At 66.7% G+C, this 24,766-nt stretch carries 21 protein-coding genes and 1 tRNA gene; 17 read left to right on the top strand and 5 right to left on the bottom strand.

Going from position 1 to position 24,766, the window contains the following annotated elements; all coding sequences use genetic code 11:
- Window positions 1-94 precede the first annotated feature (94 nt).
- From hisC to AC1DYU_RS10685, 5 genes are all read left to right on the top strand, one after another.
- A complete protein-coding gene (gene hisC, locus AC1DYU_RS10705; protein ID WP_476791594.1) occupies window positions 95-1,195 on the top strand; it encodes a histidinol-phosphate transaminase in 1,101 nt (366 codons plus the stop codon).
- Window positions 1,192-2,142 (top strand): prephenate/arogenate dehydrogenase family protein, encoded by a 951-nt coding sequence (locus tag AC1DYU_RS10700; RefSeq protein ID WP_476791593.1) that lies wholly within the window; start codon window positions 1,192-1,194, stop codon window positions 2,140-2,142. The genes hisC and AC1DYU_RS10700 overlap by 4 nt, the downstream gene beginning before the upstream one ends.
- A gap of 84 nt (window positions 2,143-2,226) precedes the next feature.
- Window positions 2,227-2,302, top strand: a tRNA-Thr gene (locus AC1DYU_RS10695).
- Between the two features lie 222 nt (window positions 2,303-2,524).
- Window positions 2,525-3,076 carry an OmpA family protein gene (locus AC1DYU_RS10690; protein WP_476791592.1) on the top strand — a complete coding sequence of 184 codons (552 nt, stop codon included), beginning with the start codon at window positions 2,525-2,527 and terminating at the stop codon, window positions 3,074-3,076.
- 230 nt (window positions 3,077-3,306) lie between these two features.
- A complete protein-coding gene (locus AC1DYU_RS10685; RefSeq protein ID WP_476791591.1) occupies window positions 3,307-4,743 on the top strand; it encodes an amidohydrolase family protein in 1,437 nt (478 codons plus the stop codon).
- A gap of 49 nt (window positions 4,744-4,792) precedes the next feature.
- Here AC1DYU_RS10685 and AC1DYU_RS10680 read toward each other — a convergent pair whose 3' ends face one another.
- Both AC1DYU_RS10680 and AC1DYU_RS10675 read right to left on the bottom strand, forming a co-directional pair.
- A complete protein-coding gene (locus AC1DYU_RS10680; RefSeq protein WP_476791590.1) occupies window positions 4,793-6,808 on the bottom strand; it encodes an acetyl/propionyl/methylcrotonyl-CoA carboxylase subunit alpha in 2,016 nt (671 codons plus the stop codon).
- A gap of 8 nt (window positions 6,809-6,816) precedes the next feature.
- A complete protein-coding gene (locus AC1DYU_RS10675; protein WP_476791589.1) occupies window positions 6,817-8,394 on the bottom strand; it encodes an acyl-CoA carboxylase subunit beta in 1,578 nt (525 codons plus the stop codon).
- Between the two features lie 243 nt (window positions 8,395-8,637).
- On the opposite strand from AC1DYU_RS10675, the gene AC1DYU_RS10670 reads away from it, so the two are divergent.
- The 3 genes from AC1DYU_RS10670 to AC1DYU_RS10660 all read left to right on the top strand — a co-directional run bounded on the left by AC1DYU_RS10670 (window position 8,638) and on the right by AC1DYU_RS10660 (window position 11,682).
- Window positions 8,638-9,816, top strand: a complete 1,179-nt coding sequence (locus tag AC1DYU_RS10670) for an acyl-CoA dehydrogenase family protein (protein WP_476791588.1) — start codon at window positions 8,638-8,640, stop codon at window positions 9,814-9,816.
- 112 nt (window positions 9,817-9,928) lie between these two features.
- On the top strand, window positions 9,929-10,579 hold the full coding sequence (locus AC1DYU_RS10665) for a TetR/AcrR family transcriptional regulator (RefSeq protein ID WP_476791587.1): 651 nt from the start codon (window positions 9,929-9,931) through the stop codon (window positions 10,577-10,579).
- Window positions 10,580-10,638: 59 nt separating this feature from the next.
- The gene (locus tag AC1DYU_RS10660; RefSeq protein ID WP_476791586.1) at window positions 10,639-11,682 is read left to right on the top strand and encodes a histone deacetylase family protein; all 1,044 of its coding nucleotides are present in this window, start codon (window positions 10,639-10,641) and stop codon (window positions 11,680-11,682) included.
- 38 nt (window positions 11,683-11,720) lie between these two features.
- Here the strand turns inward: AC1DYU_RS10660 and AC1DYU_RS10655 are convergent, their stop codons facing one another.
- Window positions 11,721-13,274: an acetolactate synthase large subunit gene (locus tag AC1DYU_RS10655; protein WP_476791585.1), complete on the bottom strand. Its 1,554-nt coding sequence runs from the start codon at window positions 13,272-13,274 to the stop codon at window positions 11,721-11,723.
- A gap of 246 nt (window positions 13,275-13,520) precedes the next feature.
- On the opposite strand from AC1DYU_RS10655, the gene AC1DYU_RS10650 reads away from it, so the two are divergent.
- The 8 genes from AC1DYU_RS10650 (at window position 13,521) to AC1DYU_RS10615 (ending at window position 21,721) form a co-directional block, all read left to right on the top strand.
- Window positions 13,521-14,483, top strand: a complete 963-nt coding sequence (locus tag AC1DYU_RS10650) for an ABC transporter substrate-binding protein (RefSeq protein WP_476791584.1) — start codon at window positions 13,521-13,523, stop codon at window positions 14,481-14,483.
- Between the two features lie 221 nt (window positions 14,484-14,704).
- Complete coding sequence (locus tag AC1DYU_RS10645) at window positions 14,705-15,478, top strand: ABC transporter permease (RefSeq protein ID WP_476791583.1); 774 nt, start codon at window positions 14,705-14,707, stop codon at window positions 15,476-15,478.
- Complete coding sequence (locus AC1DYU_RS10640; protein ID WP_476791582.1) at window positions 15,475-16,254, top strand: ABC transporter ATP-binding protein; 780 nt, start codon at window positions 15,475-15,477, stop codon at window positions 16,252-16,254. The genes AC1DYU_RS10645 and AC1DYU_RS10640 overlap by 4 nt, the downstream gene beginning before the upstream one ends.
- Window positions 16,255-16,396: 142 nt before the next feature.
- The gene (locus AC1DYU_RS10635) at window positions 16,397-17,176 is read left to right on the top strand and encodes a FadR/GntR family transcriptional regulator (RefSeq protein WP_158482838.1); all 780 of its coding nucleotides are present in this window, start codon (window positions 16,397-16,399) and stop codon (window positions 17,174-17,176) included.
- Between the two features lie 79 nt (window positions 17,177-17,255).
- Window positions 17,256-18,227 (top strand): sialic acid TRAP transporter substrate-binding protein SiaP, encoded by a 972-nt coding sequence (locus AC1DYU_RS10630; RefSeq protein ID WP_158483006.1) that lies wholly within the window; start codon window positions 17,256-17,258, stop codon window positions 18,225-18,227.
- A gap of 129 nt (window positions 18,228-18,356) precedes the next feature.
- Window positions 18,357-18,941 carry a TRAP transporter small permease gene (locus tag AC1DYU_RS10625; protein ID WP_158482839.1) on the top strand — a complete coding sequence of 195 codons (585 nt, stop codon included), beginning with the start codon at window positions 18,357-18,359 and terminating at the stop codon, window positions 18,939-18,941.
- Between the two features lie 7 nt (window positions 18,942-18,948).
- A complete protein-coding gene (locus AC1DYU_RS10620) occupies window positions 18,949-20,355 on the top strand; it encodes a TRAP transporter large permease (protein ID WP_476791581.1) in 1,407 nt (468 codons plus the stop codon).
- 148 nt (window positions 20,356-20,503) lie between these two features.
- Entirely contained in the window at window positions 20,504-21,721 is a 1,218-nt protein-coding gene (locus tag AC1DYU_RS10615; RefSeq protein ID WP_476791580.1) for a class I SAM-dependent methyltransferase, read from the top strand.
- 31 nt (window positions 21,722-21,752) lie between these two features.
- On the opposite strand, the gene AC1DYU_RS10610 is transcribed toward AC1DYU_RS10615, so the two are convergent.
- Window positions 21,753-22,892, bottom strand: coding sequence for a citrate/2-methylcitrate synthase (locus AC1DYU_RS10610; RefSeq protein ID WP_476791579.1), 1,140 nt, complete (start codon window positions 22,890-22,892; stop codon window positions 21,753-21,755).
- Window positions 22,893-22,978: 86 nt separating this feature from the next.
- On the opposite strand from AC1DYU_RS10610, the gene AC1DYU_RS10605 reads away from it, so the two are divergent.
- Entirely contained in the window at window positions 22,979-24,058 is a 1,080-nt protein-coding gene (locus tag AC1DYU_RS10605) for a citrate synthase/methylcitrate synthase (RefSeq protein WP_476791578.1), read from the top strand.
- A gap of 107 nt (window positions 24,059-24,165) precedes the next feature.
- Here the strand turns inward: AC1DYU_RS10605 and AC1DYU_RS10600 are convergent, their stop codons facing one another.
- Window positions 24,166-24,732 carry a HutD/Ves family protein gene (locus AC1DYU_RS10600; protein WP_476791577.1) on the bottom strand — a complete coding sequence of 189 codons (567 nt, stop codon included), beginning with the start codon at window positions 24,730-24,732 and terminating at the stop codon, window positions 24,166-24,168.
- Window positions 24,733-24,766 lie beyond the last annotated feature (34 nt).

The raw sequence follows: 24,766 nt of genomic DNA, 5'->3' as shown, positions 1-24,766 counted from the left end.
CCATCGTAGAGTGCGAAGCCCTCCGACGGATCCCGGGCCGAACTTCGGTCGCCCAGGATGACGGTGCGGTTGCTAGAACCGAGAGAGCAACACCATGTCTATCGCCTCCCGCCCCATGCCCCGTCCCGGCGTCCTCGATATCGAGGCCTATGTCCCCGGCAAGTCGGCCGCTCCGGCCGGCGTCAAGCTGCACAAGCTCTCCTCCAACGAGACCCCGCTCGGCCCGAGCCCGAAGGCCGTCGAGGCCTATGGCAGGATCGCCAGCAAGCTTGAGCTCTATCCTGACGGGTCCTCGACCAAGCTGCGCGAGGCGATCGCCGGGCGCTACGGCCTCGATGCCGGCCGCATCCTGTGTGGCACCGGCTCGGACGAACTGCTTCAGCTCATCACCAAGGCCTATCTCGGCGACGGTGACGAGGGCGTCTTCACCGAGCACGGCTTCCTTGTCTATCGCATCGCGATCCTTGCCGCCGGCGGCAAGCCGGTCGTCGTCAAGGAGACCGGCTTCAAGGCCGATGTCGACGCCATCCTCGCCGCGGTGACGCCGCGCACCAAGATCGTCTTCCTCGCCAACCCCAACAACCCGACCGGCACCTACATCCCGTTCGACGAGGTCAAGCGGCTGCAGGCCGGCCTGCCGGCCGACGTGCTGCTGGTGCTGGATGCGGCCTATGCCGAATATGTCCGCCGCAACGACTATGCGTCGGGGTTGGAGATGGTCGCCGAGAGCGAGAACGTCGTGATGACGCGCACCTTCTCGAAGATCTATGGCCTCGCCAATCTGCGCATCGGCTGGATGTACGGCCCCGCGCACATCATCGACGCGCTGGAGCGCATCCGTGGCCCGTTCAACGTCAACGGCGCGGCGATCGAGGCCGGTGCCGCCGCCATCGCCGACGAGGCCCATGTCGCGGCCGCCAACGAGCACAACGACAAGTGGCTGGCCTGGACCACGGCCGAACTGGAAAAGCTCGGCCTCACCGTCACGCCCTCGGTCGGCAACTTCGTCCTGATCCATTTCCCGACGACACCGGGCAAGACGGCGAAGGAGGCCGACGCCTTCCTGACGCAGCGTGGGCTGATCCTGCGCGGCGTCGGCTCCTATGGCCTGCCCGGCGCGCTGCGCATGACCATCGGCGCGGAAGAAGCCAACCGCCTCGTCGTGGCGGCGCTCGCCGAATTCCTGGCCGCATGATGGCGCCTGTTCCGGAAAGTTTCGTCCCGCGCCGCGAGGAGCCGCTTTTCGCGCGTCTCGCGGTCATCGGCGTCGGGCTGATCGGTTCCTCCATCGCCCATGCGGCGAAGGATCTGAACCTTGCCGGCCGCGTCGTTCTCTATGATCGCGACGAGGCCGTGCGCCAGCGTGCGCGTGAACTTGGTCTCGGCCATGAGGTCGCGGACAGCGCTGCCGAGGCCGTGCGCCATGCTGACCACATCGTGCTCTGCGTGCCGGTCGGCGCCTGCGGCACGGTCGCGGCCGAGATTGCGTCCTCACTGAAGCCGGGCGCGATCCTGTCCGATGTCGGTTCGGTCAAGAACGCCGTGGTCGAGGCGGTCTTGCCGCATCTGCCCGACGGCGTGCATTTCGTCCCGGCCCATCCGGTCGCTGGCACCGAGAACTCCGGCCCCGATGCCGGCTTCCCGAGCCTGTTCCTCAATCGCTGGTGCATCCTGACGCCGCCGGACGGCACCGACGAGACCGCGATCGCCCGCACCCGCCAGTTCTGGGAGGGCATGGGCGCGATCGTCGAAATCATGACCGCGACGCATCATGACCTCGTGCTCGCCGTCACCAGCCACCTGCCGCATCTGATCGCCTACAACATCGTCGGCACGGCCGAGGATCTGGCGGCGGTGACGCAGTCCGAGGTGATCAAGTTCTCGGCCGGCGGCTTCCGCGACTTCACCCGCATCGCGGCCTCCGACCCGACGATGTGGCGCGACGTCTTCCTGCACAACAAGGATGCGGTGCTGGAGATGCTCGGCCGCTTCAGCGAGGACCTCGCGGTGCTGACGCGGGCGATCCGCTTCGGCGACGGCGAGACCCTGCACAAGCACTTCACCCGCACCCGCGCCATCCGCCGCGGCATCGTCGCGCTCGGCCAGGAGAAGCCGGAGACGGAAAAGCTGCGCAAGGATTAGCGGGGCCAAACATGGATCGTAGGTCGCATCGACCCGCTCTTCGTCTTGCCAAGAATCGGCCGTGCTGATACAGCCCCAGCCGTCGCCGCTTTAGCTCAGCTGGTAGAGCACCTCATTCGTAATGAGGGGGTCGGGGGTTCGAATCCCTCAAGCGGCACCACTCCTGCATTCTGAGACGTCCTCAGCTGTCCTGAAAGGGCTGCAGACCATGGCCCGTCGCGCGATGATCCGCGTCGATCGCCCCTTTCCTCGCCGCTGTAAGGTTGGAATGTCCGCGCTCCATCGAAATGCGGCGGGTCATTCGAACGTGGGAAGCGGCAGTCGTTTTGATCGTCCATCGTCGTCTGGACAGAAGATCCAGATTTCGCCCCGGAGGACGATCATGCGCATGCCATCCGCTTACTGTGCCGCCGCCGCGCTCGCCGTTCTGAGCTTTGGTCCCGGCGCCGGTGCGCTGCAGGCGCAGACCTACAAATCCGACGACATCGTCAGGCATTTCCAGCCGGCGATGCCGGAGCCCGCTCTGACGCGCACAATGTGCATCGGGACGGAGGCCGACTGCAGCCGCGCTGGCCAGACCGTCAAGACCGCCTCGGTCGCCGCCTTCGATCTCGTCGTGCGGTTCAGGTATAATTCCGACGTGCTGGAGCCCGACGCAAGAATCAACCTCGATGAGTTTGCCGAGGCACTCAGGACGCCGCAACTCGGCGCGGCGCGGTTCGTCGTCGAAGGGCATACCGATGCAGCCGGCAGCCCCTCCTATAATCTCGATCTCTCCCAGCGACGCGCGGATGCCGTGGCGCATTATCTCGGCGAGAGAGGGATCGCAGCCTCCCGGCTGCTGGCGCGCGGCTTCGGGCAGTCGCGGCCCATCGCGGCCAACTCCCTGGCGGGCGAGAATCGCCGGGTCGAGACGCGGTTGAGCAGCCAGTGATCATTCCGCGATCGGTTGGATAACTGCCTGTCTCTGAGCTGTGCGGGGCGGCATCGCAAGGCTTCATGGCGGGGCTTGTGCGATTGCCCGGGACATAGCTTTGATGCCATGAACTGGTTCCGGGAAGAACCAGTTCATGGCCAACTGCCCCATGGTTCGACCATGGTGGCGCTCGCCGTCCGGCCGCGTTTTTCCCCGGCGCCTTGTTTCGCCCTGCCGGAGCCCAGCCCATGCCGATCACCCTCATTGCGAACGCCAGCTGGATCGTCGCCTATGACGCCAGGGCGAAGGGCCATGTCTATCTGCGCGATGGCGACGTCGCCTATGACGGCGACCGGCTGATCCATGTCGGTGGGCCCTTCAAGGGCAAGGCCGATGCGACCATCGACGGGCGCGGCAGGATGGTCATGCCCGGCCTCGTCAACATCCACTCCCATCCCTCATCGGAGGCGATGACCAAGGGCTGGAACGACGAGCTCGGCAGCGCCAAGATGTATGGCACCTCGCTCTACGAGTTCATGCCGCTGTTCCGCTGCGATGCCCAAGGAGTCAAATCCTGCGCGCAGGTGACCTATTCGGAATTGTTGATGTCGGGCGTCACCACGCTGGTCGACATGTCCGTCGCCTGGGATGGCTGGTTCGAGACCTTCAAGGCGTCGGGACTGCGCGCCGTGTTCTCGCCGATGTACCGCTCGGCGCGCTGGTACACCGACAACGGCCATCTGGCGAAATATGAATGGGACGAGAAGGCCGGCGAGGCCGCGATGGCGGCCGCCATGACGCTGCTCGACCAGGTCGCGGCCGACGACAGCGGCCGGCTCTCCGGGATGGTCTCGCCCTCGCAGATCGACACCTGCTCGGCCGAGCTGATCCAGGCGAGCTATGCGGAGGCCGAGAAGCGCAAGCTTCCCTTCCAGATCCATGCCGCCCAGAGCATCGTCGAGTTCCACGAGATCACCCGCCGCCACGGCATGACGCCGGTCGAATGGCTGGAATCGCTCGATGTGCTCGGGCCGTTCTCGATCATCGGCCACGGCATCTTCCTCGACCATCACTCCTCGGTGAAATGGCCGGCGACGGACGATCTCGGCTGTCTCGTCGAGACCGGCACCAACGTCGCCCATTGCCCGATCGTATTCCAGCGCCGCGGCATCGCGATGCAGAGCTTCGGGCAATATGTCGCCGCCGGCGTCAATGTCGGCATCGGCACCGACACCTATCCCCACCACATGCTGGAGGAACTGCGCGCCGTCTGCATCGGCTCGCGCATGATGGCGGAGGACGTCTACGATCTCCGAACCTCGGATGCCTTCAACGCCGCGACGCTCGGCAGCACCAAGGCGCTTGGCCGCGACGATATCGGCCGCCTCGCCAAGGGCGCCAAGGCCGACATCGTCATCGTCGACGTGACGCATCCGATGATGCGCCCCTTGCGCGACCCCGTCCGCAGCCTGATCTATGCGGCGGGCGAGCGCGCCGTGACGACGGTCATCGTCGATGGCGTCACGGTGGTCGACAACGGCAAGGTCCTGACGATGGACTACGCTGCCGCTGCCGCCGATCTGGAGGAGGCGCAGCGCCGCGCCGAGCCGAAGGTGCAGGGGCTCGACTGGGCCAAGCGCGACCATCTCGAGATCTCGCCGCTGACCTTCCCGACCAAGGGCTGAGCCCGGGGCATCGCTGGTCGCGGCTTCGCGGCGACGCCTGTTCCGGGCGCTAAGTGACGGGCGTCTCCGCAACCTCGATCGCGATCAGCGTCTCGCCGGCGGCGACCGTGGCGCCGGCCTTGACCGCGACCCGCGCGACGGTGCCGGCGGCCGGGCTCTTCAGCTCCATGAACAGCTTCATGGATTCGAGCACGACGAGGATCTGCCCGGCCACGACCGCGTCGCCCTCGGTGACGTGGATCGCGGCGACGGTGCCCGGCATCGCTGCGCGCAGCACGCCGCTGCTGTCGCCGCCTGATGTTCGTGTCGCAGCCTCTGCGTCGACCGCGAGCACGACGCCCACCCGGCCCTCGAAACCTCGATAGCGCAACAGAAGGCCGTCGCCGTCGCGCAGTGCATATGCCGTCGTGCCGAGGCCGTCGCGCGTGACGATCCAGCTTTGGCCGGCTGCTCCGGGCCGGCAGGCGATGTCGCAGGGCCCGTCGATACTCTGCATCCGCAGGAAGCCGTCACGGCTTTCGACCCGCAGCCGCGCCCGATCGTCGCCGATGGATACCGAGAGGTCGGTCGTGGCGTGGCGACCGGCCGGCGCCAGCAGCCGGAAACCCGTCAGGGACCGCCATGGCCCCGCGCCGCGTGCTGTGCCGGCGGCTTCTCCGGTGGCAAGCCAGAGCGCGGCGGCGACGTCCCGCAATTCATCGTCATGCGCGCGCGCCGGCTGCCAGCCCTCGGGCCAAAGCTCCTTGAGGAACAGCGTCGTCGCGCGGCCCTCGACGAAGCCCGGCTGGCGCAGCGCATCGATCAGGAACGGCCGGATCGTCGCAGGCCCGAGCACGACCATCCGGTCGAGCCCTTCCGCCAGCTTGCGCACGGCGCCGGCACGATCCGGGGCATGGGCGATGACCTTGGCGAGCAAGGAATCATAATGCGTCGAGACGATGCCGCCGGTCGCGACGCCGCTGTCGACGCGCAGACCCTCGGGCTCGCTCCAGAGCGCGATCCTGCCCGTATCCGGCCGGAATCCTTCATCCGCGCGTTCGGCCGTCAGCCGCGCCTCGATGGCGTGGCCGGTGCAGGCGATCTGGTCCTGGCGCAGCGGCAGCGTCTCGCCCGCCGCGATCCTGATCTGCCATGCGACGAGGTCGAGTCCCGTGATCGCCTCCGTGACGGGATGCTCGACCTGGAGCCGCGTGTTCATCTCGAGGAAAAACACCGCCTCGCTTTCCGCATCGACCAGGAACTCGACCGTGCCGAGATTGTCGTAGGAGATCGCGCGCGACAGCCGCAGCGCGTAGTCATGCAGCGCGGCGCGCGTCTCGGGCATCAGGTTCGGTGCCGGCGCTTCCTCGATCAGCTTCTGGTTGGCGCGCTGCACGGAGCAATCGCGCTCGAACAGATGCACGAGGTTGCCGTGCCGATCGCCCGCGACCTGCACCTCGACATGGCGCGGCCGGGTCACGAACTTCTCGATCAGCAGGCGCCCGTCTCCGAAGGCGGCCTGCGCCTCGCGGGCTGCGGCCAGAATCGCGCCGTCGAGTTCGGCCTCGTCCTCGACCTTGCGGATGCCCTTGCCGCCACCGCCCGCCGAGGCCTTGACCATGACTGGCAAACCGATGCGCAGGGCCTCCGTCCGCAGGACCTCGGGCGACTGGTCGGCCCCGTCATAGCCGGGGACGCCGGGCACGCCCGCGTCCCGCGCGATCTGCTTGGAGCGGATTTTGTCGCCCATCGCGTCGATCGCGGCAGTGGAGGGCCCGATGAAGACGATGCCGTTGGCCTCGCAGGCGGCGATCAGGTCGAGCCGCTCGGAGAGGAAGCCGTAGCCCGGATGAATCGCCTGCGCGCCGGTGGCGAGCGCCGCTTCGATGATGCGGTCGGCGCGCAGATAGCTTTCGCGCGCCGGGGAGGGGCCGATCCGCACGGCGCTGTCGGCCAGCCGCACATGCAGCGCATCCCTGTCGGCATCGGAATGGACCGCGACGCTACGGATGCCGAGCGTCCGGCAGGTCTTGATGATGCGGCAGGCGATCTCGCCGCGATTGGCGATCAGGATGGTGTCGAACATGGTGGTGATCACATCCGGTACACGGGCCGCGGGCTGGTATCGCGCGGCTCGCCCGCTGCCAGCGCGAGGCACAGCCCCAGCACGTCGCGGGTCTGGCCGGGCTCGATGATGCCGTCGTCCCAGAGCCGCGCGGTGGCGTAGTAGGGGTCGCTCTGCTCCTCGAACTGGGCCCGCGTTCTGGCGTCGAGTTCGGCGATGGCGGCCTCATCCGCGGCGCCCTTAAGCGATTGCCGCCGCAACTCGGTGACGACATTGGCCGCGACCTCCGGGCTCATCGTCGCGATGCGGGCATTGGGCCAGGAGAACAGGAAGCGCGGCCGGAAACCCCGCCCGCACATGCCGTAATTGCCGGCGCCATACGATCCGCCGATCAGCACGGTGTATTTCGGCACCCGCGCATTCGAGACGGCATAGACCAACTTGGCCGAGTGCTTGGCGATGCCGCCGCGCTCGGCCTGCGTGCCGACCATGAAGCCGGTGATGTTCTGCAGGAACAGCAACGGAATCTGGCGCTGGTCGCAGAGCTCGATGAAATGTGCACCTTTCACCGCCGACTCCGAGAACAGCACGCCGTTATTGGCGATGATCCCGACGGGGTGGCCGTGGATGCGCGCGAAGCCTGTTACCAGCGTCGCGCCGTAATCGGGCTTAAAGGCGTTGAAGGCGCTGTCGTCGACGATCCGGGAGATCACCTCGCGCACATCATAGGGCCGGCGCAGATCGGTCGGGACGAGGTCGATCAGTTCCGTCGGGTCGAGGCGGGGCGGGGCGGGCGCATGCGGCGGCTGCCTGAGCAGGCCGGTCTCGCCGAGCGAGCCGACGATCTCGCGCAGCTTCGCCAGCCCCTCCATCTCGGTTGCCGCGAGATGGTCGGCGACGCCCGAGACCTGCGTGTGCATCTCCGCGCCGCCCAGCGTCTCGCCATCGACGATCTCGTGGATCGCGGCCTTCACGATCGGCGGGCCGCCAAGATGGATGCGGCCGGTGCCCTTGACCATGATGACCTCGTCCGACAGCGCCGGAATATAGGCCCCGCCGGCGGTCGCGGCCCCGAAGACGATCGAAATCTGCGGAATGCCTGCCGCCGACATCCGGCACTGGTTGTAGAAGGAGCCGCCGAAATGGTCGCGGTCGGGAAAGACCCGGTCCTGTTCCGACAGGAAGGCGCCGCCGCAATCGACCAGATAAAGGCACGGCAGACGATGCTCCTCCGCGATCTCCTGCGCCCGCAGATGCTTGCGCACGGTCTCGGCAAAGAAGGAGCCGCCCTTCACCGTCGCGTCGTTGGCGATCAGCATGCAAGCGCGGCCCTGCACGATGCCGATGCCGGTGACGATGCCGGCGCCGGGCACCTCGTTGCCGTAGAGCCCCCAGGCGGCGAGCGGCGACAATTCGAGGAAAGGCGCCTGCGGATCGAGCAGCAGGTCGATGCGCTCGCGCACCATGATCTTGGCCCGCGACTCGTGGCGCGCCCGCATCCTGTCGCCACCGCCGGCCGCGACGAGCGCGTGGCGCTCGCGCAGCATCTCGATCATCGCGGAGAGCGGGGGAGGGGGCGCAGAAACGGTCTGGGTGGTCTCGGACATGCGGTTCCCCTTGTGCCGGCGTCTTCTTTTCAGCCCTCATCCTGAGGAGCAGCCGCAGGCTGCGTCTCGAAGGATGCTCCAGCGCGCACTGGAGCCTTCTGGAGCATCCTTCGAGACGCCGCGTTCCGCGGCTCCTCAGGATGAGGGCTGTGGGAGGCAGGGACTTGATCTCGCTGCCTCATTCACCTACCGTCCGTTAGGTAGGCGGTTCCGGCCGCCGAGGTCAAGCGCAGGAGAAACGCCATGTCGGCTGTGGAGAAACTTGGGGGAGAAGCCCTGCGCCGCTCCCCCTATTTCACCGAGGAGCACGAAGCGCTGCGGACCCAAATCCGCCGTTTCGTCGAAACTGAGATCAAACCGCATGCGCTGGCCTGGGAAGAGGCCGGCTTCGTCCCGCGCGAGGTGCTGCGCAAGATGGGAGCGCTCGGCTTTCTCGGCATCCGCTACCCCGCCGAATATGGCGGCTCGGAAATGGATACGATGGCAACCGTCGTCTTCGCCGAAGAGCTTGGTCGCTCAACCTTCTCAGGCGTCGCGATCACGGCGCTGGTCCACACCGACATGGCATCGGTCCACATCGCCAATGCCGGCAGCCAAGCCCAGCGCGACCGGCTGATGCCGGCGATCATCGCCGGCGAGACAATCGTCGCGGTCGCGGTGACCGAGCCCGATGCCGGCTCCGACGTGAAGGGCATCCGCACGACGGCGCGGCGCGAGGGCGATTCCTATGTGCTGAACGGTGCCAAGATGTTCATCACCAACGGCGTCCATGCCGATCTCTACTGCGTCGCGGCCAAGACGGACCTTGCGGCAAAACCCTCGCAATCGGTCTCGATCTTCCTGGTCGAGAAGGGCACGCCCGGCTTCACGGTTTCGCGCGCGCTCGACAAGCATGGCTGGCGCTCCTCGGACACCGCCGAGCTTGTCTTCGAGGATTGCCGCATCCCGGCCGAAAACTTGCTCGGGCAGGAGGGGCGCGGCTTCTACGCAATCATGAGCAACTTCCAGAACGAGCGCACCGTGATCGGCGCCATGGCGATCGGCGAGGCGCAGGCCGCGATCGACCTGACGCTCGATTATGTGAAGACCCGAAAGGCCTTTGGCGCGCCGCTCTGGGACAAGCAGGCGATCCGCCAGAAGCTCGCCATGCTGGCCGCCAAGGTCGAGGCGGGGCGCCAGCTCGTCTACCACGCCGCCTGGCTCGACGCGCAGGGGTTCGACGCCACCCGCGAGGTTTCGATGGTCAAGGCGCTCTGCGGCGAACTGGTCAACGAGGTGATGTATGCCTGCCTGCAGTTCCATGGCGGCATGGGCTACATGCGCGAAAGCACGATCGAGCGCATGACCCGCGATGCCCGCGTCCAGTCAATCGGCGGCGGCGCCACCGAGGTCATGCTGGAAGAGGTCGCGAAGCGGCTGTGACGCTTGTGCGCGCCTCCCTCACCGTCATGCTCGGGCTTGACCCGAGCATCTCCGGCAAGAGATCCTCGGGTCTGCGCGTCGCTCCGCCCGAGAATGACGCGAGGTGTGTGCGGTGAGGGTCGTAACAGAGCGCGCCGCCAAGGACGTGGAAGGTGGCTCCCGCCGCCTCATCCTCGACACCGCGGCGCGCCTGCTACGCTCCGGCGGCTATCACCAGACGACGCTCCGCGAGATCGCCGAGGCGGTCGGCATCCGCAAGGCCAGCCTCTACTACCATTTCGCTTCGAAGGAGGAGATCGTCGAGGCCGTCGTCAATGACGGCGTGCGCTTCGTCCATGAGGCGGTGGTCGCGGCGCTTGCCGCCACCGAAACCGCGCCGCCGCGCGACCGCCTGCAGGCCGCGATCGGCGCCCATCTCACCGCGCTGCACGGCAACAGCGACTACACCTCGGCCAGCATCAAGGTCTTCACCTTCGGCCAGACGCCGACGCCCGAGAGCGTGCGCGGCGTCCGGCGCGCCTATGAGGATGTCTGGCGCGAGCTGATCGCCGAATTGCAGACCTCGGGCACGCTTTCGCCGGAGCGTTCGCCCGATGCGCTGCGCCTGTTCCTGCTCGGGGCGCTCAACGGCTCGATCGACTGGTACCGTCCCAACCGCTTCGATGTCGCGGCGCTGGCGGGCGAATTCACCGCCCTGATCGCGCATGGAGAACAGGGCGCTGCGGCGTTCTTTGGCGCTGACGCATCGGCCGCGAGCCGCTAGCCTGCGCTGAGGCGGGTGCGCATGGGGGCGCCTCCGCGATCAGAGGACACCAAGCCGGCATGCGCGCTTTCTATCATCCCGATCAGTCGCTTCACGATCCCAAGCAGTATCTGCGCTTCGGCGCCGTCGTCGCGCCCAAGGACCTGCCGGAGCGCACGGCGCGCCTCCTCGGCGCGCTCGAAAAGCATGGCATCACGCCGGAGCTGCCCGCCTCGCACGGCACCGCGCCGATCCTTGCGATCCATGACGCCGGCTTTGTGAAGTTCCTCGAAACCGCCTGGGCGAACTGGCAGGAACTCCCCGCCGAGCGCGGCCCCGAGGTCTGGCCCAGCACCTTCCCGTATTGGAGCGGGCGTCCCGACGAGGATGTCCGCCCGCCCTGCCGCCCGACGGGCTTCATCGGCCAGCTCGGCTGGTATCTCGGCGACATGTCGGTGCCGATCGGCGAGCATTGCTGGCACTCGACGCTGCTCTCGGCCGAGACCGCGATCACCGCGGCCGACGCCGTCATCGCCGGCGACAGGGCCGTCTATTCGCTCTGCCGTCCCTCAGGGCACCATGCCCGCGCCGACCGCGCCACCGGCTTCTGCTACCTCAACAACACCGCGATCGCAGCCCAGCGCCTGCGCTCCAAATTCGCCAAGGTCGCGGTCCTCGATGTCGATGCCCATCACGGCGACGGCACGCAGCAGATCTTCTATCGTCGCAACGACGTGCTGACGATCTCGGTCCACGCCGATCCGTCGAACTACTACCCCTTCTACACCGGCTATGAGGACGAGCGCGGCAACGGCCCGGGCGAAGGCTTCAACCTCAACCTGCCGCTGGCCCATGGCGCGGGCGGCGCCGAGATGGCGGCGGCCGTCGACCGGGCCGGGCAGGCGATCCGCGAGTTCGGCGCCGACGTCGTCATCGTGGCACTCGGCTACGATGCCCACAAGGACGACCCGATCGGCGTCCTCAAGCTGGACGCCGCCGATTTCGGCACGATTGCTGAAAAGATGAAGGGCTTCGGTCTGCCGACGCTGGTGGTTCAGGAGGGCGGCTACGCCATCGAGGCGATCGGCGAATGCCTGGATGCGTTTTTGGGCGGGTTTAAGTAGCGCCCTCTTCCTTCTCCCCTCGGGGGAGAAGGAAGAGGTCAAATCACCGCCTCGATCAAAAACGGCCCCTTGCGTCCGAGCGCGCCCTTGAACAGCCTGGTGAACTCCTCGGCGGTCGTGGCGCGCGCGGCTTCCACGCCCATGCCGTGCGCCATCGAGACCCAGTCCAGCGCCGGCTCGTCGATGTTGAGCATCAGCGTGGCGTTGCGACCGAAATCATTGACGCCCACCGCGCGCATCTCGCCATGCAGGATCGCATAGGTCCGGTTGGCGAAGATCACCGTGACGATGTCGAGGTTCTCGCGCGCCTGCGTCCACAGCCCTTGCACCGTGTACATGCCCGAGCCATCGGCCTGCATGCCGATGACCTTGCGGTCGGGGCAGGCCACGGCGGCGCCGACGCACATCGGGATGCCTTCGCCGATCGCGCCGCCGGTCAGCTGCAGATAGTCGTGCTGCGGTGCGTTGTGGCATTGCTGGTAGAAGACCCGACCCGACGAGACCGACTCGTCGCAGATGATCGCATTCTCCGGCAGGAGCCGCGCGACGATGGTGCAGACCTTGTCGGCGTCGAGGTCGCCGGTCGGAAGCGCTGTCTCGCTCTGCGACCTGGCGATGAAGGCGGGCTCGACCCTGGTTGCGCCGGTTTCCTCGGAGAGTGCCGCGAGCGCGCCGTCAAGATCGTCGCCCATGACGCCGAGCGCGGCGACGATGCAGCCATCATGGATCAGCCGGCCGGGTTTGCCGGGATAGGCGAAGAAGCCGACCGGGATCTGCGCGCCGACCAGCACCAGCAGGTCGATATCCTTCAACTGCTCCAGCGCCATGTCGATGGGGTAGAACACCTTGGGGATGGCGACGCGGCCGGCGCCGCGCTCGATGCGCCCGTTCGACATCTGCCCGTACATCTTGCAGCCGGTCGCCGCGCAGATCCGCGCCGCCGTCTCCAGCGGCCCCTCGCGCAGCGACGAGCCGGTCATCATCAGCGCAGCCCGCGCGCCATGCTGGCGCAGCGCAGCCGCAACCTCGCGCACGGTCTCGGGCGCGACGGCCTTGAACGCAGGCACCGGGGTCGCAGTCACCTCGGCCGGCTCGACGCTACCCCAGGCGCAGTCGCCCGGCAGGATCACGGTTGCGACGCCGGGCAGCGACATCGCGGCGGCATAGGCCTCACCGATCGCCGGCCCGACATCCTCAGGCGTCGTGATGCGATGGACATAATGCGACATCGGCCGCGCCAGGCTTTCAATGTCGCTGGTCAGCGGCGCGTCGTGCTGGAGATGATAGGTCGCGTGGTCGCCGACGATGTTGAGCATCGGCGTCCAGGCGCGCCTCGCATTGTGCATGTTGGCAAGCGCGTTCGCCATGCCCGGCCCGCAATGCAGCAGCGTCGCCGCCGGCTTGTCGGCCATGCGGGCATAGCCGTCGGCCGCGCCCGTGACCACGCCCTCGAACAGGCCGAGCACGCAGCGCATCTGCGGCTTGCGGTCGAGCGCCGCGACAAAATGCATCTCGGAGGTGCCGGGATTGGCGAAACAGACATCCACGCCGTTGACGAGCAGCGTGTCGCAGAGGCGGTCGGCACCGTTCATTCGGATGATTCCTGGACGAAGAAGAAACAGGTCGTTCGGAGAGGGCTCAGGGGAAGGGATGTCCCGGCGCCTGTCAAACAAGAGAATGTCATGGCCGTCCCCAGCTATGGTGATCGGCTGCTTGACGGATTTGCATATGCATTTAACGTCGGCTGGAACGAAGGTTGCATCTGGCTGCGCCATGCGGCGCGACGGATTCTTGATCCTCGCACGAAGCCGGACATCACTTAAGGGGAAGGGCCCGTCATGACAGGTTTGAAGCGTTTCGGAGCGGTGGCGGGCCTTGGCCTGGCGGCGGCATTGGCGGCCGGCGGCGCGCAGGCGCAGACTAAAATCTCCATCGGCATTTCCGGCTGGACCGGCTTCGCGCCGCTCGTCCTGGCCAAGGAATCGGGCATCTTCGCCAAGAACGGCCTCGACGTGACCATCAAGAAGATCCCGCAGAAGGACCGCCACCTCGCCATGGCGTCCGGGGACATCCAGTGCGCGGCGACCACCGTCGAGACCTGGATCGTCTGGGACGGCGCGGGCGTGAAGACCAAGCAGATCTTCCAGCTCGACAAGAGCTATGGCGCCGATGGCATGGTGACGCGCAACGCCACCGCCTCGATCAAGGACCTCAAGGGCAAGACCGTCGCGGCCTCCGCGCCCGGCACTTCGCCCTATTTCGCGCTCGCCTGGATGCTCAAGGAAAACGGCATGTCGGTGAAGGACGTGACCGTCGTCAACATGGAGCCCGGCCCGGCAGCGCAGGCCTTCATCGCCGGCCAGAACGACGCCGCGCTGACCTATGAACCCTATCTCTCCGCCGTCCGCGACAAGCCCGAGGCCGGCAAGATCATTGCCACCACGCTCGACTATCCGATGGTCATGGACACCGTCGGCTGCACCCCGGCCTTCCTCGCCGCCAACGACACGGCTGCCGCCGCCATGGCCAAGAGCTATTTCGAGGCTCTGGAGCTGATCAAGGCCGACAAGGACAAGGCCTTCGGCATCATGGGCGCCGACGTGAAGCAGACCGGCGAGCAGTTCGGTAAATCGGCCGCGTTCCTGCGCTGGTCGGACGAGGCCGGCAACAAGGCCTTCTTCTCGGGCGAGTGGCAGGCCTTCTCGGCCAAGGCCGCCGACCTCCTGCTGGAGATCGGCCTGATCAAGGCCAAGCCCGATCTCAAGGATCTGGTCGAGACGAAATACGTCGTCGGTAAGTGAGCTGACGGGCTCGACGCTGGTCCAGCCAGGCGCGGGGAACCCTCTCCCATAGGGAGAGGGCAGGGTGAGGGGACGGCCGTTTGACGGCGAACCTCTGACCTCACCGCTGCGCCGCTTGAATGTTGGCTCCATATCGTCCAACGGCCGACACCTCACCCCTGCCCCTCTCCTTGCAGGAGAGGGGTTCCCCGCGCCTTTCGTGGCACGCGAGTGACTGATCCATGAAACCCCTCCAGCCGGTCTCCGCCCCCGCTCGCATCGGCTACGGCATCGCGTTTTTCGCGCTGTTCGTCGCGCTCTGGTCGGTCGCGACCTTCGGCGGCTATGTCCAGAAGCTGTTCCTCGCCGATCCGCTGACGATGGTGCGGGAAGGCTACAGCCTCCTCGTCCAGTATGGCTTCGCCTTCGACATCGGCATGACCATCTGGCGCGTCGTCGGCGGCTTCGTGCTGGCCGTGATCGTGGCGCTGCCGCTCGGCATCATGATGGGTGCCTACAAGCCGATCGAGGCCTTCCTGGAGCCCTTCGTCTCCTTCGCGCGCTATCTGCCGGCCTCGGCCTTCATCCCGCTGCTGATCCTCTGGGCCGGCATCGGCGAGGCGCAGAAGCTGCTCGTCATCTTCATCGGCTCGGTCTTCCAGCTCATCCTGATGATCGCGGTCTCCGTCGGCTCGATCCGGCGCGATCTGGTCGATGCCGCCTATACGCTGGGCGCGACCGACACCTCCGTCGTGCGCCGCGTGCTCCTGCCCAACGCCGCTCCCGAGATCGCCGAGATCTTCCGGCTCGTGCTCGGCTGGGCCTGGACCTATGTCATCGTCGCCGAGCTGATCGGCTCGTCTTCGGGCATCGGCCACATGATCACCGACAGCCAGGCGCTGCTGAACACCGGGCAGATCATCTTCGGCATCATCGTCATCGGCCTGATCGGGCTGGTCTCGGATTTCCTGTTCAAGGCGGTCAACCAGCGCCTCTTTCCATGGGCGCAAAGATGAGCAAGCTCCTCGTCGAGAATGTCGGGAAGATCTTCCCGGCTCAAGCGAACGGCCAGCCGACCCGCGCCTTGATGCCGACCTCGCTTGATGTCGGCGACAACGACTTCATCGCGATCCTGGGCCCCTCCGGCTGCGGCAAGTCCACCCTGCTGCGGATCATCGGCGGGCTGGAGACAGCCAGCGAAGGCAAGATCATGCTCGACGGCGTACCGGTCTCGGGGCCGGGCGCCGATCGCGGCTTCGTCTTCCAGAGCTACACGCTGTTCCCCTGGCTGACGGTGGCTGAGAATATCGCCTTCGGACTGCGCGAGAAGGGTGTGGCGGAGCGTGAACGCCTCGACATCGCCCGCGGCTGGGCGGATCGCGTCGGGCTGTCGAGCTTCGTCGACCATTTCCCCAAGCAACTCTCCGGCGGCATGCAGCAGCGTACCGCGATCGCGCGTGCGCTCGCCAACGATCCCAAGATCCTCCTGCTCGACGAGCCTTTCGGCGCGCTCGACAACCAGACCCGCGCCCTGATGCAGGAGATGCTGCTCGGCATCTGGGAGCGCGAGCGCAAGACCGTGCTCTTCGTCACCCACGACATCGAGGAGGCGATCTTCGTCGGTTCCCGCGTCGTGGTGATGAGCGCCCGGCCCGGCCGCATCAAGGCCGACATCGCCGTCGACCTGCCCCATCCGCGCCCCTACACCATCAAGACGAGCCCGGAATTCGTTGCGCTGAAGGAGCGGCTGGTCGAGGAAATCCGTTCCGAGGTGATGGCGAGCGCCCACTGAACCGGCCGCAGCCGAAGGTCGCGATCTACACGCGATTGACAGCCCGTCGCGAGAATGCTTGTTTCTGCCGCAATTGGCCTGACCACATGGCCAAAACGAGCTCCCGTCCAAGGGAGCCGGGGATGGAAACCGGGAGCAGACTGTGCCGCTCGAAGCTGTCGAGTCGCCACGCCTTTATCGCCAGATCGCCGACCAGCTCCGCCATCTCATCGATCGGCGCGAGTTTCCGGTGGGCGGCCGGCTGCCGCCCGAGCGCGAGCTTGCGGAAAAGCTCGGCGTCTCCCGCCCCTCCGTCCGCGAGGCCCTGATCGCGCTCGAGGTCGAGGGCCTGGTTCGCATCCGCATGGGCTCTGGCGTCTATGTCATCGAGAGGCCTGCCGGCCCTGCGGCCCTCGCCGTGGTGGCTGACGAGGCGCCGGAAGGTCCCTTCGAGGTTCTCAAGGCCCGGGAATTGGTCGAGAGCGCGGTTTGCGCCGAAGCCGGCGCCTGCGCCGGCCCAAACGATATCGCCGCGCTCGACGAAATTCTCGCCCGCATGGAAACGCCCGGCCTGACCAGCGACGAGTTGGTCGCGCTGGACCGCGCCTTCCATGTCGCGATCGCCTCCATCCTCGCCAATGGGGTGCTGGCACGTTTCGTCGGCATGCTGTTCGACCAGCGCATCAACCCGTATTTCCGCCAGCTCGCGAGCTATTTCGAGAATGCCGAATCCTGGCGGCAGGCCGTCGCCGAGCACCGCGAGATTCGCGATGCGATCGCGGCGGGAACGGGCGAGGGCGCGCGGGCGGCGATGCATCGCCACCTGCAATGCTCTCAGGAGCGTTTTTCACAAAGCTTCGGCGAGGGCCTTCCGAATGGAGGATCCAACGGCCGTGGAAGCGGGCGGGGGAGCGTCGTCTCCCGTCTTGCCAAAAGGAACTGACGCGCGAAGAACTGACGCAAGAAGAAGACCTGACTCAAACGACGGCAACATGATCGATCCCATGGGAGGGACCAAAGCGATGAAGACCTATCTGACGATGGCGGCGGTAGCCGCGAGCCTGATCGTCGCCGGCGCGCCGGCACAGGCGCAGACCAAGCTGAAATGGGCGCATGTCTACGAGACGTCCGAGCCCTTCCACACAGAATCCGTCTGGGCGGCCGACGAGTTCAAGAAGCGCACCAATGGCCGCTACGAGATCACCGTCTATCCGGCCTCGCAGCTCGGCAAGGAAACCGACATCAACCAGGGCCTGACGCTCGGCACCGTCGACATCATCATCTCCGGCTCGAGCTTCGCCGCGCGTGCCTTCCCGCCGATCGGCGTGACCTATTACCCCTTCACCTTCCGCGGCCCCGACCATCTGCTCGCCTACACCAAGAGCGACGTCTTCACGGACATGGCCAAGGGTTACCAGGAGAAGAGCGGCCACCAGATCGTCTCGGTGACCTATTACGGCACGCGCCACACCACCTCGAACAAGCCGATCAAGAGCTGCGCCGACATGAAGGGCCTGAAGATCCGCGTGCCCGACGTGCCGGCCTATCTCGCCATGCCGCGCGCCTGCGGCGCCAATACCGCCCCGATCGCCTTCGCCGAGGTCTATCTCGCGCTGCAGAACGGCACCGTCGAGGCGCAGGAAAACCCGCTGACCACGATCGAGGCCAAGAAGTTCTACGAGGTCCAGAAGCACATCGTCCTGACCGGCCACATCGTCGACCACCTCAACACGGTCGTCGCCAAGCAGCTCTGGGACAAGCTCTCGCCTGAGGATCGCAAGATCTTCAGCGAGGTCGCCCAGGAGGCTTCCGCCCGCGCCACCAAGCAAATCCAGGCTGATGAGGTCAAGCTGGTGCAGTTCTTCAAGGACAAGGGCCTGACCGTGACCGAGATCGACAAGGCCGATTTCCTCGCCAACGTCCAGAAGAACGTCACCTTCGAGCAGTTCGGCTACCGCAAGGCTGACTGGGACCGCATCCAGGCGATCAAGTAAGCCATAACGAACAACCTGGCGGCGAGACGCCGCCAGGTCTTGGCTACATGTCCACCACGCCCGGCGGCGGAACGCCCCCGGGCTCCTGCCCCTACGGCCCCGCTGCGGCCGGTTTCATCGAGGTCTGCCGTGGCCACTGACACGACGCCGGAAGTCCACATACCGGTCACCAGCGAGGAGCTTGCCCATGTCTTCGACGAGGCGCCGCCGCCGGCCGATCTGAGCGGCTACGGCATCGAGGACTGGATCACGCTCGCCGCCTTCTGGGTCATGGTCGGCTGCGTCATCCTGCAGTTCTTCACCCGCTACGTCCTGAACAATTCCTTCGCCTGGACGGAGGAGATTGCGATCTACGCACTGGTGGTCGTCGTCTTCCTCGGCGCCTCGCTGTGCGTGCGTGCCTCGCGGCACATCCAGGTCGATTTCCTCTACCGCTACATGTCGCCCGGGCTCGGCCGGATCATGGCGACCTTCGTCGATGTCGTCCGCATCGGCTTCTTCGGTTACGGCACCTGGCTGATGTACAAATACGCCTCTCTCATTCCCGATGAGATGATGACGACGATCGATTTTCCGAAGTCGTTTATCTTCAACGCGGTCGTCCTCGCTTTCGCGCTGATGACGCTGCGGGCGCTCCATGTCGCCTGGCAGAACTGGCGCCGTGGCTATTCCGTGCTGGAGAAGCCGGAAGCTTTCGACGGCTCGGAGGCCTGAGACCAACATGCTCGTCCTGCTCGGTTCCTTTCTCGCCCTGATGATCCTCGGCGTGCCGGTGGCAATCGCCATGGCCGTCGCCTCTCTCGCCTTCATCCTGATTTCGGGCACGGTGCCCGATGTCATCCTGGCCCAGCGCATGATCGCCGGCGTCGAGAGCTTTCCGCTGCTCGCCGTGCCGTTCTTCATCCTGGCCGGCAATCTGATGAACATCGCCGGCGTCACGGGCCGCATCTATGCCTTTGCGGTTTCGCTGGTCGGCTGGATGCGTGGCGGCCTGGCGCAGGTCAACATCATCGGCTCGGTGATCTTCTCGGGCATGTCCGGCACTGCGATCGCGGATGCCGCCGGCATCGGCACGATCGAGATCAAGGCGATGAAGGACCATGGCTATTCCGCCGAGGTCGCCGTCGGCGTCACGGCGGCGTCGGCCACGCTGGGGCCGATCATCCCGCCCTCGCTGCCCTTCGTCATCTACGGTATGATGTCGAATACCTCGATCGGTGCGCTCTTTCTCGGCGGCGTCATCCCCGGTGTCGTGATGACGCTGTTCATGATGGCGACCGTCGCGATCTTCGCCCGCATCTACAAATGGGGTTCCGACGCCGCCTTCTCCTGGCATGAGATCGGCACCGCCGGCATCGAGGTCGCGGTGGTGCTCGGCTTCCCCGTTGTCGCCTATGGCCTGATCTGGGCCGGCCTGTCGGATAATCTCGCGATCGGCCTCGCGCTGGCGGTGCTGCTGGGCCTCGACTACTATTTCGACTTCTCGGCCGTGATGGCGCTGATGACGCCGGTCATCCTGATCGGCGGCATGACGATGGGCTGGTTCACGCCGACGGAAGCTGCCGCCGCGGCGGTGATCTGGTCGCTGTTTCTCGGCCTGGTGCGCTATCGCTCGATGACGCTGCGGACGCTGACCAAGGCGACCTTCGACACGATCGAGACCACGGCCTCCGTGCTCTTCATCGTCACCGCGGCTTCCATCTTCGCCTGGCTTCTGACGGTCTCGAACACCGCGCAAATCATGTCGGACGCGATCCTCAGCCTGACCCAGAACAAATGGGTCTTCCTGATCCTGGTGAACCTGCTGCTGCTGTTCATCGGCTGCTTCCTCGACACCATCGCCGCGATTACCATCGTGGTGCCGATCCTGCTGCCGATCGCCCTCAAGCTCGGCGTCGACCCGATCCATTTCGGGCTGATCATGACGCTGAACCTGATGATCGGCTTGCTGCATCCGCCGCTCGGCATGGTGCTGTTCGTGCTCTCGCGCGTCGCCAACCTGTCGGTGGAGCGCACCACCATGGCGATCTTGCCCTGGCTGATCCCGCTCTTCGCGGCCCTCTTCGCGATCACCTTCATCCCCGAGCTGACGCTCTGGCTGCCGCGCACGATGGGGATGATCAGATAGGGCCAGGTCCGGCCGCGACGACGTCCGCCATAACTGAAGTCTGCCATGCCTCCGGCGTTGACCTGCCTTGCGCCGGGGCGGGAGTTGCGGACGCATCGCCGGTACACCATTCTCTCGACAAAGGGGTGCTGCCAGTGAGGTGGGACCGATGGACGCCTTTGTTGCCAGGATGCTGTCGCGGCTGATCAAGGAGCCGCGGATCGATGTGGTTTTCCCCGACGGAACGTTGCAATCCGTCGGCAAGGGCGATGCGCCCGCGATCCGCATGCGGATCGTCGATCGCCCGACCGAACTGAAGCTCGCCCTCAATCCCGAACTGGCCCTGGGCGAGGCGATGATGGACGGGCGGGTCGTCGTTGAGAAGGGCTCGCTCTACGATCTGCTCGACCTTCTGATCGCCGGCCTCCACAAGGCGCGGCCGGATGGCTGGAGCAAGACGCTGGCGGGCCTGCGCACGGCCGTGCGCCGCTTCCACCAGCACAACACCCCGGCGCTGGCGAAGCGCAACGTCGCGCATCACTACGACCTGCGCAGTGACTTCTTCCGCCTCTTCCTCGACGAGGACATGCAGTATTCCTGCGCCTATTTCGCGCGGCCCGACATGACGCTCGCGGAAGCCCAACTCGCCAAGAAGCGCCACATCATTGACAAGCTCGCGCTCGAGCCGGGCCAGAGCGTCCTCGATATCGGATGCGGCTGGGGCGGGCTCGGCCTGACCATCGCCGGCGAGGCGGGCGCTCACGTCACGGGCATCACCCTGTCGGAGGAACAGCTCGCGGTCGCCAGGGAGCGCGGCGCGGAATCCGGGCTTCCGGTCGAGTTCCGCCTGCAGGACTACCGCACGGTGAGCGGTCCGTTCGACCGCATCGTCTCGGTCGGCATGTTCGAGCATGTCGGCGTCGGCTATTACCGGCCGTATTTCCGCAAGATCGCCGAGCTGCTGACCGAGGACGGCATCGCGCTGATCCACACCATCGGCCGCAGCACGCCTCCGGGCGCGACCAACCCTTTCATCGCCAAGTACATCTTCCCGGGCGGCTACATTCCGGCGCTCTCCGAAATGACGGCGGCGGTCGAGAAGGAAGGACTGATCATCACCGATGTCGAGGTGCTGCGCCTGCATTACGCCGAGACGCTGAAGGCCTGGCGCGAGCGCTTCCTCGCCCGCCGTGCCGAGGTCGTGGACATGTATGACGAGCGCTTCGCCCGGATGTGGGAGTTCTACCTTGCCTCCTCGGAAGCAAGCTTCCGCCACGACGATCTCGTCGTCTTCCAGCTCCAGATCGCCAAGCGCCTCGACACGCTGCCGATGACGCGAGACTACATCACGCGGCAGGAGGGTTCCGTTCCCCGGCAGTCGCCGTGAAGGCGAGTGGGGCAGGACGGCGTCAGCGCGCTCAGCCCGGCTCCGGCCCGGTATAGCGGGCGCGCGGGCGGATCAACCGCCCGGTCTCGAACTGCTCCAGCGCATGCGCGATCCAGCCGGTGCAGCGCGCGGCGGCGAAGAGCTGGAATGGCGCATCCTCGCCGAGGACCAGCCGCGTCGCCAGTGCGGTGAGGGCGAAATCGATGTTCGGCGCTTCCCCGGTCAACGCTGCGATGGTGCGTTGCGCCCGGGCATAGGCGGGCAGCGGCTCGAAGGCGGCGAGCAGCGCTGCCGCCCGCGGGTCGCCGTCCGGATAGAGCGGGTGGCCGAAGCCGGGCAGGGGCGTGCCGGCGGCGAGGCGTGCCGCAACCACCTCCTCGATCCCCTCCCGCTCGGCCTCGCGCATCAACATCAGCACCCGCCGCGCCATTCCGCCATGCAGCGGCCCGGACAGGGCCGAAAGCCCGGTCATGACACAGGCTGCCAGCGAGGCGCCGGTCGAGGCTGTGACGCGCACGGCGAACGTCGAGGCGTTGAGCTCGTGATCGGCGAGCAGCACCAGCGCCCGGCGGACCAAATCGGCGCCCTTGCTGTCGCATCCCCAGGCTTGGGCCAGTCGCGCATGGATCGGCCCTTGGCCGGGACGGCCGGCGATGGCGTCCACCAGGGCGTCGAGCACCGAGGCCGCTTCGAGATAGAGCGTCTTCTTCGTTCGTCCGGCCATGGCCGCGTCGCCGGCCGCGCGCTCGGCAAGGACGGCGAAGATCCGCTGCCGGGCCGGACCCTCCGGCACCAGGGTGAAAAGCGGCGGGAAACGCTGCGTCCCGCAATCCCACAGCAGCCGTGCAATGTCTTCGAGCTTCGCCGTCCTCGCCAATTCCGCGGCATCTTGTCCGCGATACCAGAGCCGGTCGCGCAGGATCGTCGTGATGTCGGAGGACAGGACCGGCTCGCCCCAGGCGATCGCATCCTCGGCGATGGCCGCCGGGCGTCGGCCGCGTTGCTTGCGGTGCTCGAGCCGGCCGACATCGACGGCGCGGTAGAGCCTGCGGCGTGAATCGCTGGGATCCGCCCGCGCTTCGATCAGCCCGCGGCTGACATAGGCGTAGAGCGTCTGCGGCTTCAGCCCGAGCCGGGTCATCACGTCCGTTGCCGTCAGCCAGTCGCTCATTGAAATACATTGATTATATTGTTCAAGATTGATTCTAGCGATGAAGCTTCCAATTCTCAAGCCATCATCATGCAGGAGAGATCGCCATGTCCGATGGCCTTGAAGATGTCGTCGCCGCCCATACCATCCTGTCGGAAGTCGACGGCTCGGCCGGCCGCCTCGTGATCCGCGGCCACAGCCTCGACGAACTGGCCGGCCATACCTCCTTCGAGGCGATGGCGGCCCTGATGCTGGACGGGCTGCTGCCTGGCCTGCCGGCTGGGCGGGAATTTGGCATGGCGCTGGGGCAGGCCCGCTCGCAGATCTTCGACGCCGTCGTCGTGCCCGCTGCACTCCCGGAAAGCCTGTCGCCGATCGAGGCCCTGCGCGCCTGGACCGCACTGATTCCGGACGGGGAGGATGCCGGCACCGCCTTGAAACTCCTCGCCGCGCCGGCTGTCTTCACGGCGGCGGCCGCGCGCCGGGATCGCGGTCTTCCCCCGCTTGCGCCCGATCCGACCCTGTCGCAGGCGGCCGACATGCTGCGGATGACGAGCGGTCGCGCGGCTGGCCCCGGTCAGGCCTCGGCGCTCGACAGCTATCTCGTCACCGTCGCCGATCACGGCCTCAACGCCTCGACCTTCGCGGCGCGCGTCGTCGCCTCGACGCGCGCAGGGCTGACATCCGCCGTGCTGGCCGGGATCAGCGCGCTGAAGGGGCCGCTTCACGGCGGTGCGCCGGGCCCGGTCATCGAGATGCTCGATGCGATCGGCGAGCCGGCCAACGCACGGGCCTGGCTGGAAGCTGCGCTCGATCGCGGCGAGCGGCTGATGGGTTTTGGCCATCGGATCTACCGGGTGCGCGATCCGCGCGCCGATGCGTTGAAGGACGCGCTGCGGCGGCTCGGCGCCGATTCCGCGCGGCTCGCCCTTGCCGAGGCGGTCGAACAGGCGGCGCTCGCCATCCTTCGCGAACGCAAACCGAACCGTCCGCTCGAAACCAATGTCGAGTTTTATACGGCGCTCTTGCTGGAGGCGCTGGGCTTCCCGCCGGATGCTTTCACCTGCGTCTTCGCCATGGGCCGCACGATCGGCTGGCTTGCCCATGCGCAGGAGCAGATCGCCGGCGGCAGGCTGGTCCGCCCGCAATCGGTTTATGTCGGGCCGAGGCCCAAGCAGGCGGCGTGAGATGACCCGTCATTGCGAGGAGCGCAGCGACGAAGCAATCCAGCGGGACGTGGAGCGCTACCGCCTCTGGATTGCTTCGCTGCGCTCGCAATGACGGGGGCGCGCGATCATCGTTCGGGTAACAGCCGGATCGCATAAAGCGCGCGCCCGGCATCATCGGAGACGCAGGCCATCTCGTCCTGCCCTTGGATGATGACGCTGTCGCCTGCCGACAGCGTCGCGTCATCGACGCTCCAGCCCCCTTCCGGCGCGACCAGCACGAAGACGGCCCTGCACGCGATGCGGTGTTCGCCCGGGCCGGTGAGCCGCTCGACGCTGTGCGTCCACGCGCCGCGCCGGCTCATCACGTTGAGATCGACGATCGGCCCGTCGACCAGAACGCCGTCGACCGCCCGGTCGGCTGCGAAGGGGAAGGGCGCGGAGGCCGCGTCGAGCATCACCGTCTCGCCATCGCCGAAAGCCAGCCGGATGCCGTGGCCGCTCAGCACCGACAATGTTCGGTCGAGTCCGGGAAAGGCGGAGAACGGCCCGTCCGCCCCGACCTGCGCCATCGAGATCCGCCAGTCGAAATCGCTCAGGGAAGCACCCGCTGGAGAAACAACGATCTCGGTCGTCGTCCCTCCGCCGTTCTTCCACGGCATGGTCCGGCAATCGGCGGCGCGGATGATGCGCATGGGGTTCCTTTGCATGCGGACGTTTTGTCATTCC

The organism is Allobosea sp. P2_B12 (assembly GCF_056404835.1).
Note: the sequence above shows the minus strand (reverse complement) of the source record. Positions and strands in the feature narration are given on the sequence as shown.

Bases quoted from the DNA above. Each gene is read 5' to 3' on its own strand.
- AC1DYU_RS10620 (WP_476791581.1), top strand. From the start codon at position 18,949: ATGCTCGTCCTGCTCGGTTCCTTTCTCGCCCTGATGATCCTCGGCGTG.
- AC1DYU_RS10640 (WP_476791582.1), top strand. From the start codon at position 15,475: ATGAGCAAGCTCCTCGTCGAGAATGTCGGGAAGATCTTCCCGGCTCAA.
- AC1DYU_RS10690 (WP_476791592.1), top strand. From the start codon at position 2,525: ATGCGCATGCCATCCGCTTACTGTGCCGCCGCCGCGCTCGCCGTTCTG.
- AC1DYU_RS10645 (WP_476791583.1), top strand. From the start codon at position 14,705: ATGAAACCCCTCCAGCCGGTCTCCGCCCCCGCTCGCATCGGCTACGGC.
- AC1DYU_RS10605 (WP_476791578.1), top strand. From the start codon at position 22,979: ATGTCCGATGGCCTTGAAGATGTCGTCGCCGCCCATACCATCCTGTCG.
- AC1DYU_RS10675 (WP_476791589.1), bottom strand. From the start codon at position 8,394: ATGTCCGAGACCACCCAGACCGTTTCTGCGCCCCCTCCCCCGCTCTCC.
- hisC (WP_476791594.1), top strand. From the start codon at position 95: ATGTCTATCGCCTCCCGCCCCATGCCCCGTCCCGGCGTCCTCGATATC.
- AC1DYU_RS10660 (WP_476791586.1), top strand. From the start codon at position 10,639: ATGCGCGCTTTCTATCATCCCGATCAGTCGCTTCACGATCCCAAGCAG.
- AC1DYU_RS10685 (WP_476791591.1), top strand. From the start codon at position 3,307: ATGCCGATCACCCTCATTGCGAACGCCAGCTGGATCGTCGCCTATGAC.
- AC1DYU_RS10615 (WP_476791580.1), top strand. From the start codon at position 20,504: ATGGACGCCTTTGTTGCCAGGATGCTGTCGCGGCTGATCAAGGAGCCG.
- AC1DYU_RS10630 (WP_158483006.1), top strand. From the start codon at position 17,256: ATGAAGACCTATCTGACGATGGCGGCGGTAGCCGCGAGCCTGATCGTC.
- AC1DYU_RS10700 (WP_476791593.1), top strand. From the start codon at position 1,192: ATGATGGCGCCTGTTCCGGAAAGTTTCGTCCCGCGCCGCGAGGAGCCG.
- AC1DYU_RS10655 (WP_476791585.1), bottom strand. From the start codon at position 13,274: ATGAACGGTGCCGACCGCCTCTGCGACACGCTGCTCGTCAACGGCGTG.
- AC1DYU_RS10610 (WP_476791579.1), bottom strand. From the start codon at position 22,892: ATGAGCGACTGGCTGACGGCAACGGACGTGATGACCCGGCTCGGGCTG.
- AC1DYU_RS10600 (WP_476791577.1), bottom strand. From the start codon at position 24,732: ATGCGCATCATCCGCGCCGCCGATTGCCGGACCATGCCGTGGAAGAAC.
- AC1DYU_RS10650 (WP_476791584.1), top strand. From the start codon at position 13,521: ATGACAGGTTTGAAGCGTTTCGGAGCGGTGGCGGGCCTTGGCCTGGCG.
- AC1DYU_RS10670 (WP_476791588.1), top strand. From the start codon at position 8,638: ATGTCGGCTGTGGAGAAACTTGGGGGAGAAGCCCTGCGCCGCTCCCCC.
- AC1DYU_RS10680 (WP_476791590.1), bottom strand. From the start codon at position 6,808: ATGTTCGACACCATCCTGATCGCCAATCGCGGCGAGATCGCCTGCCGC.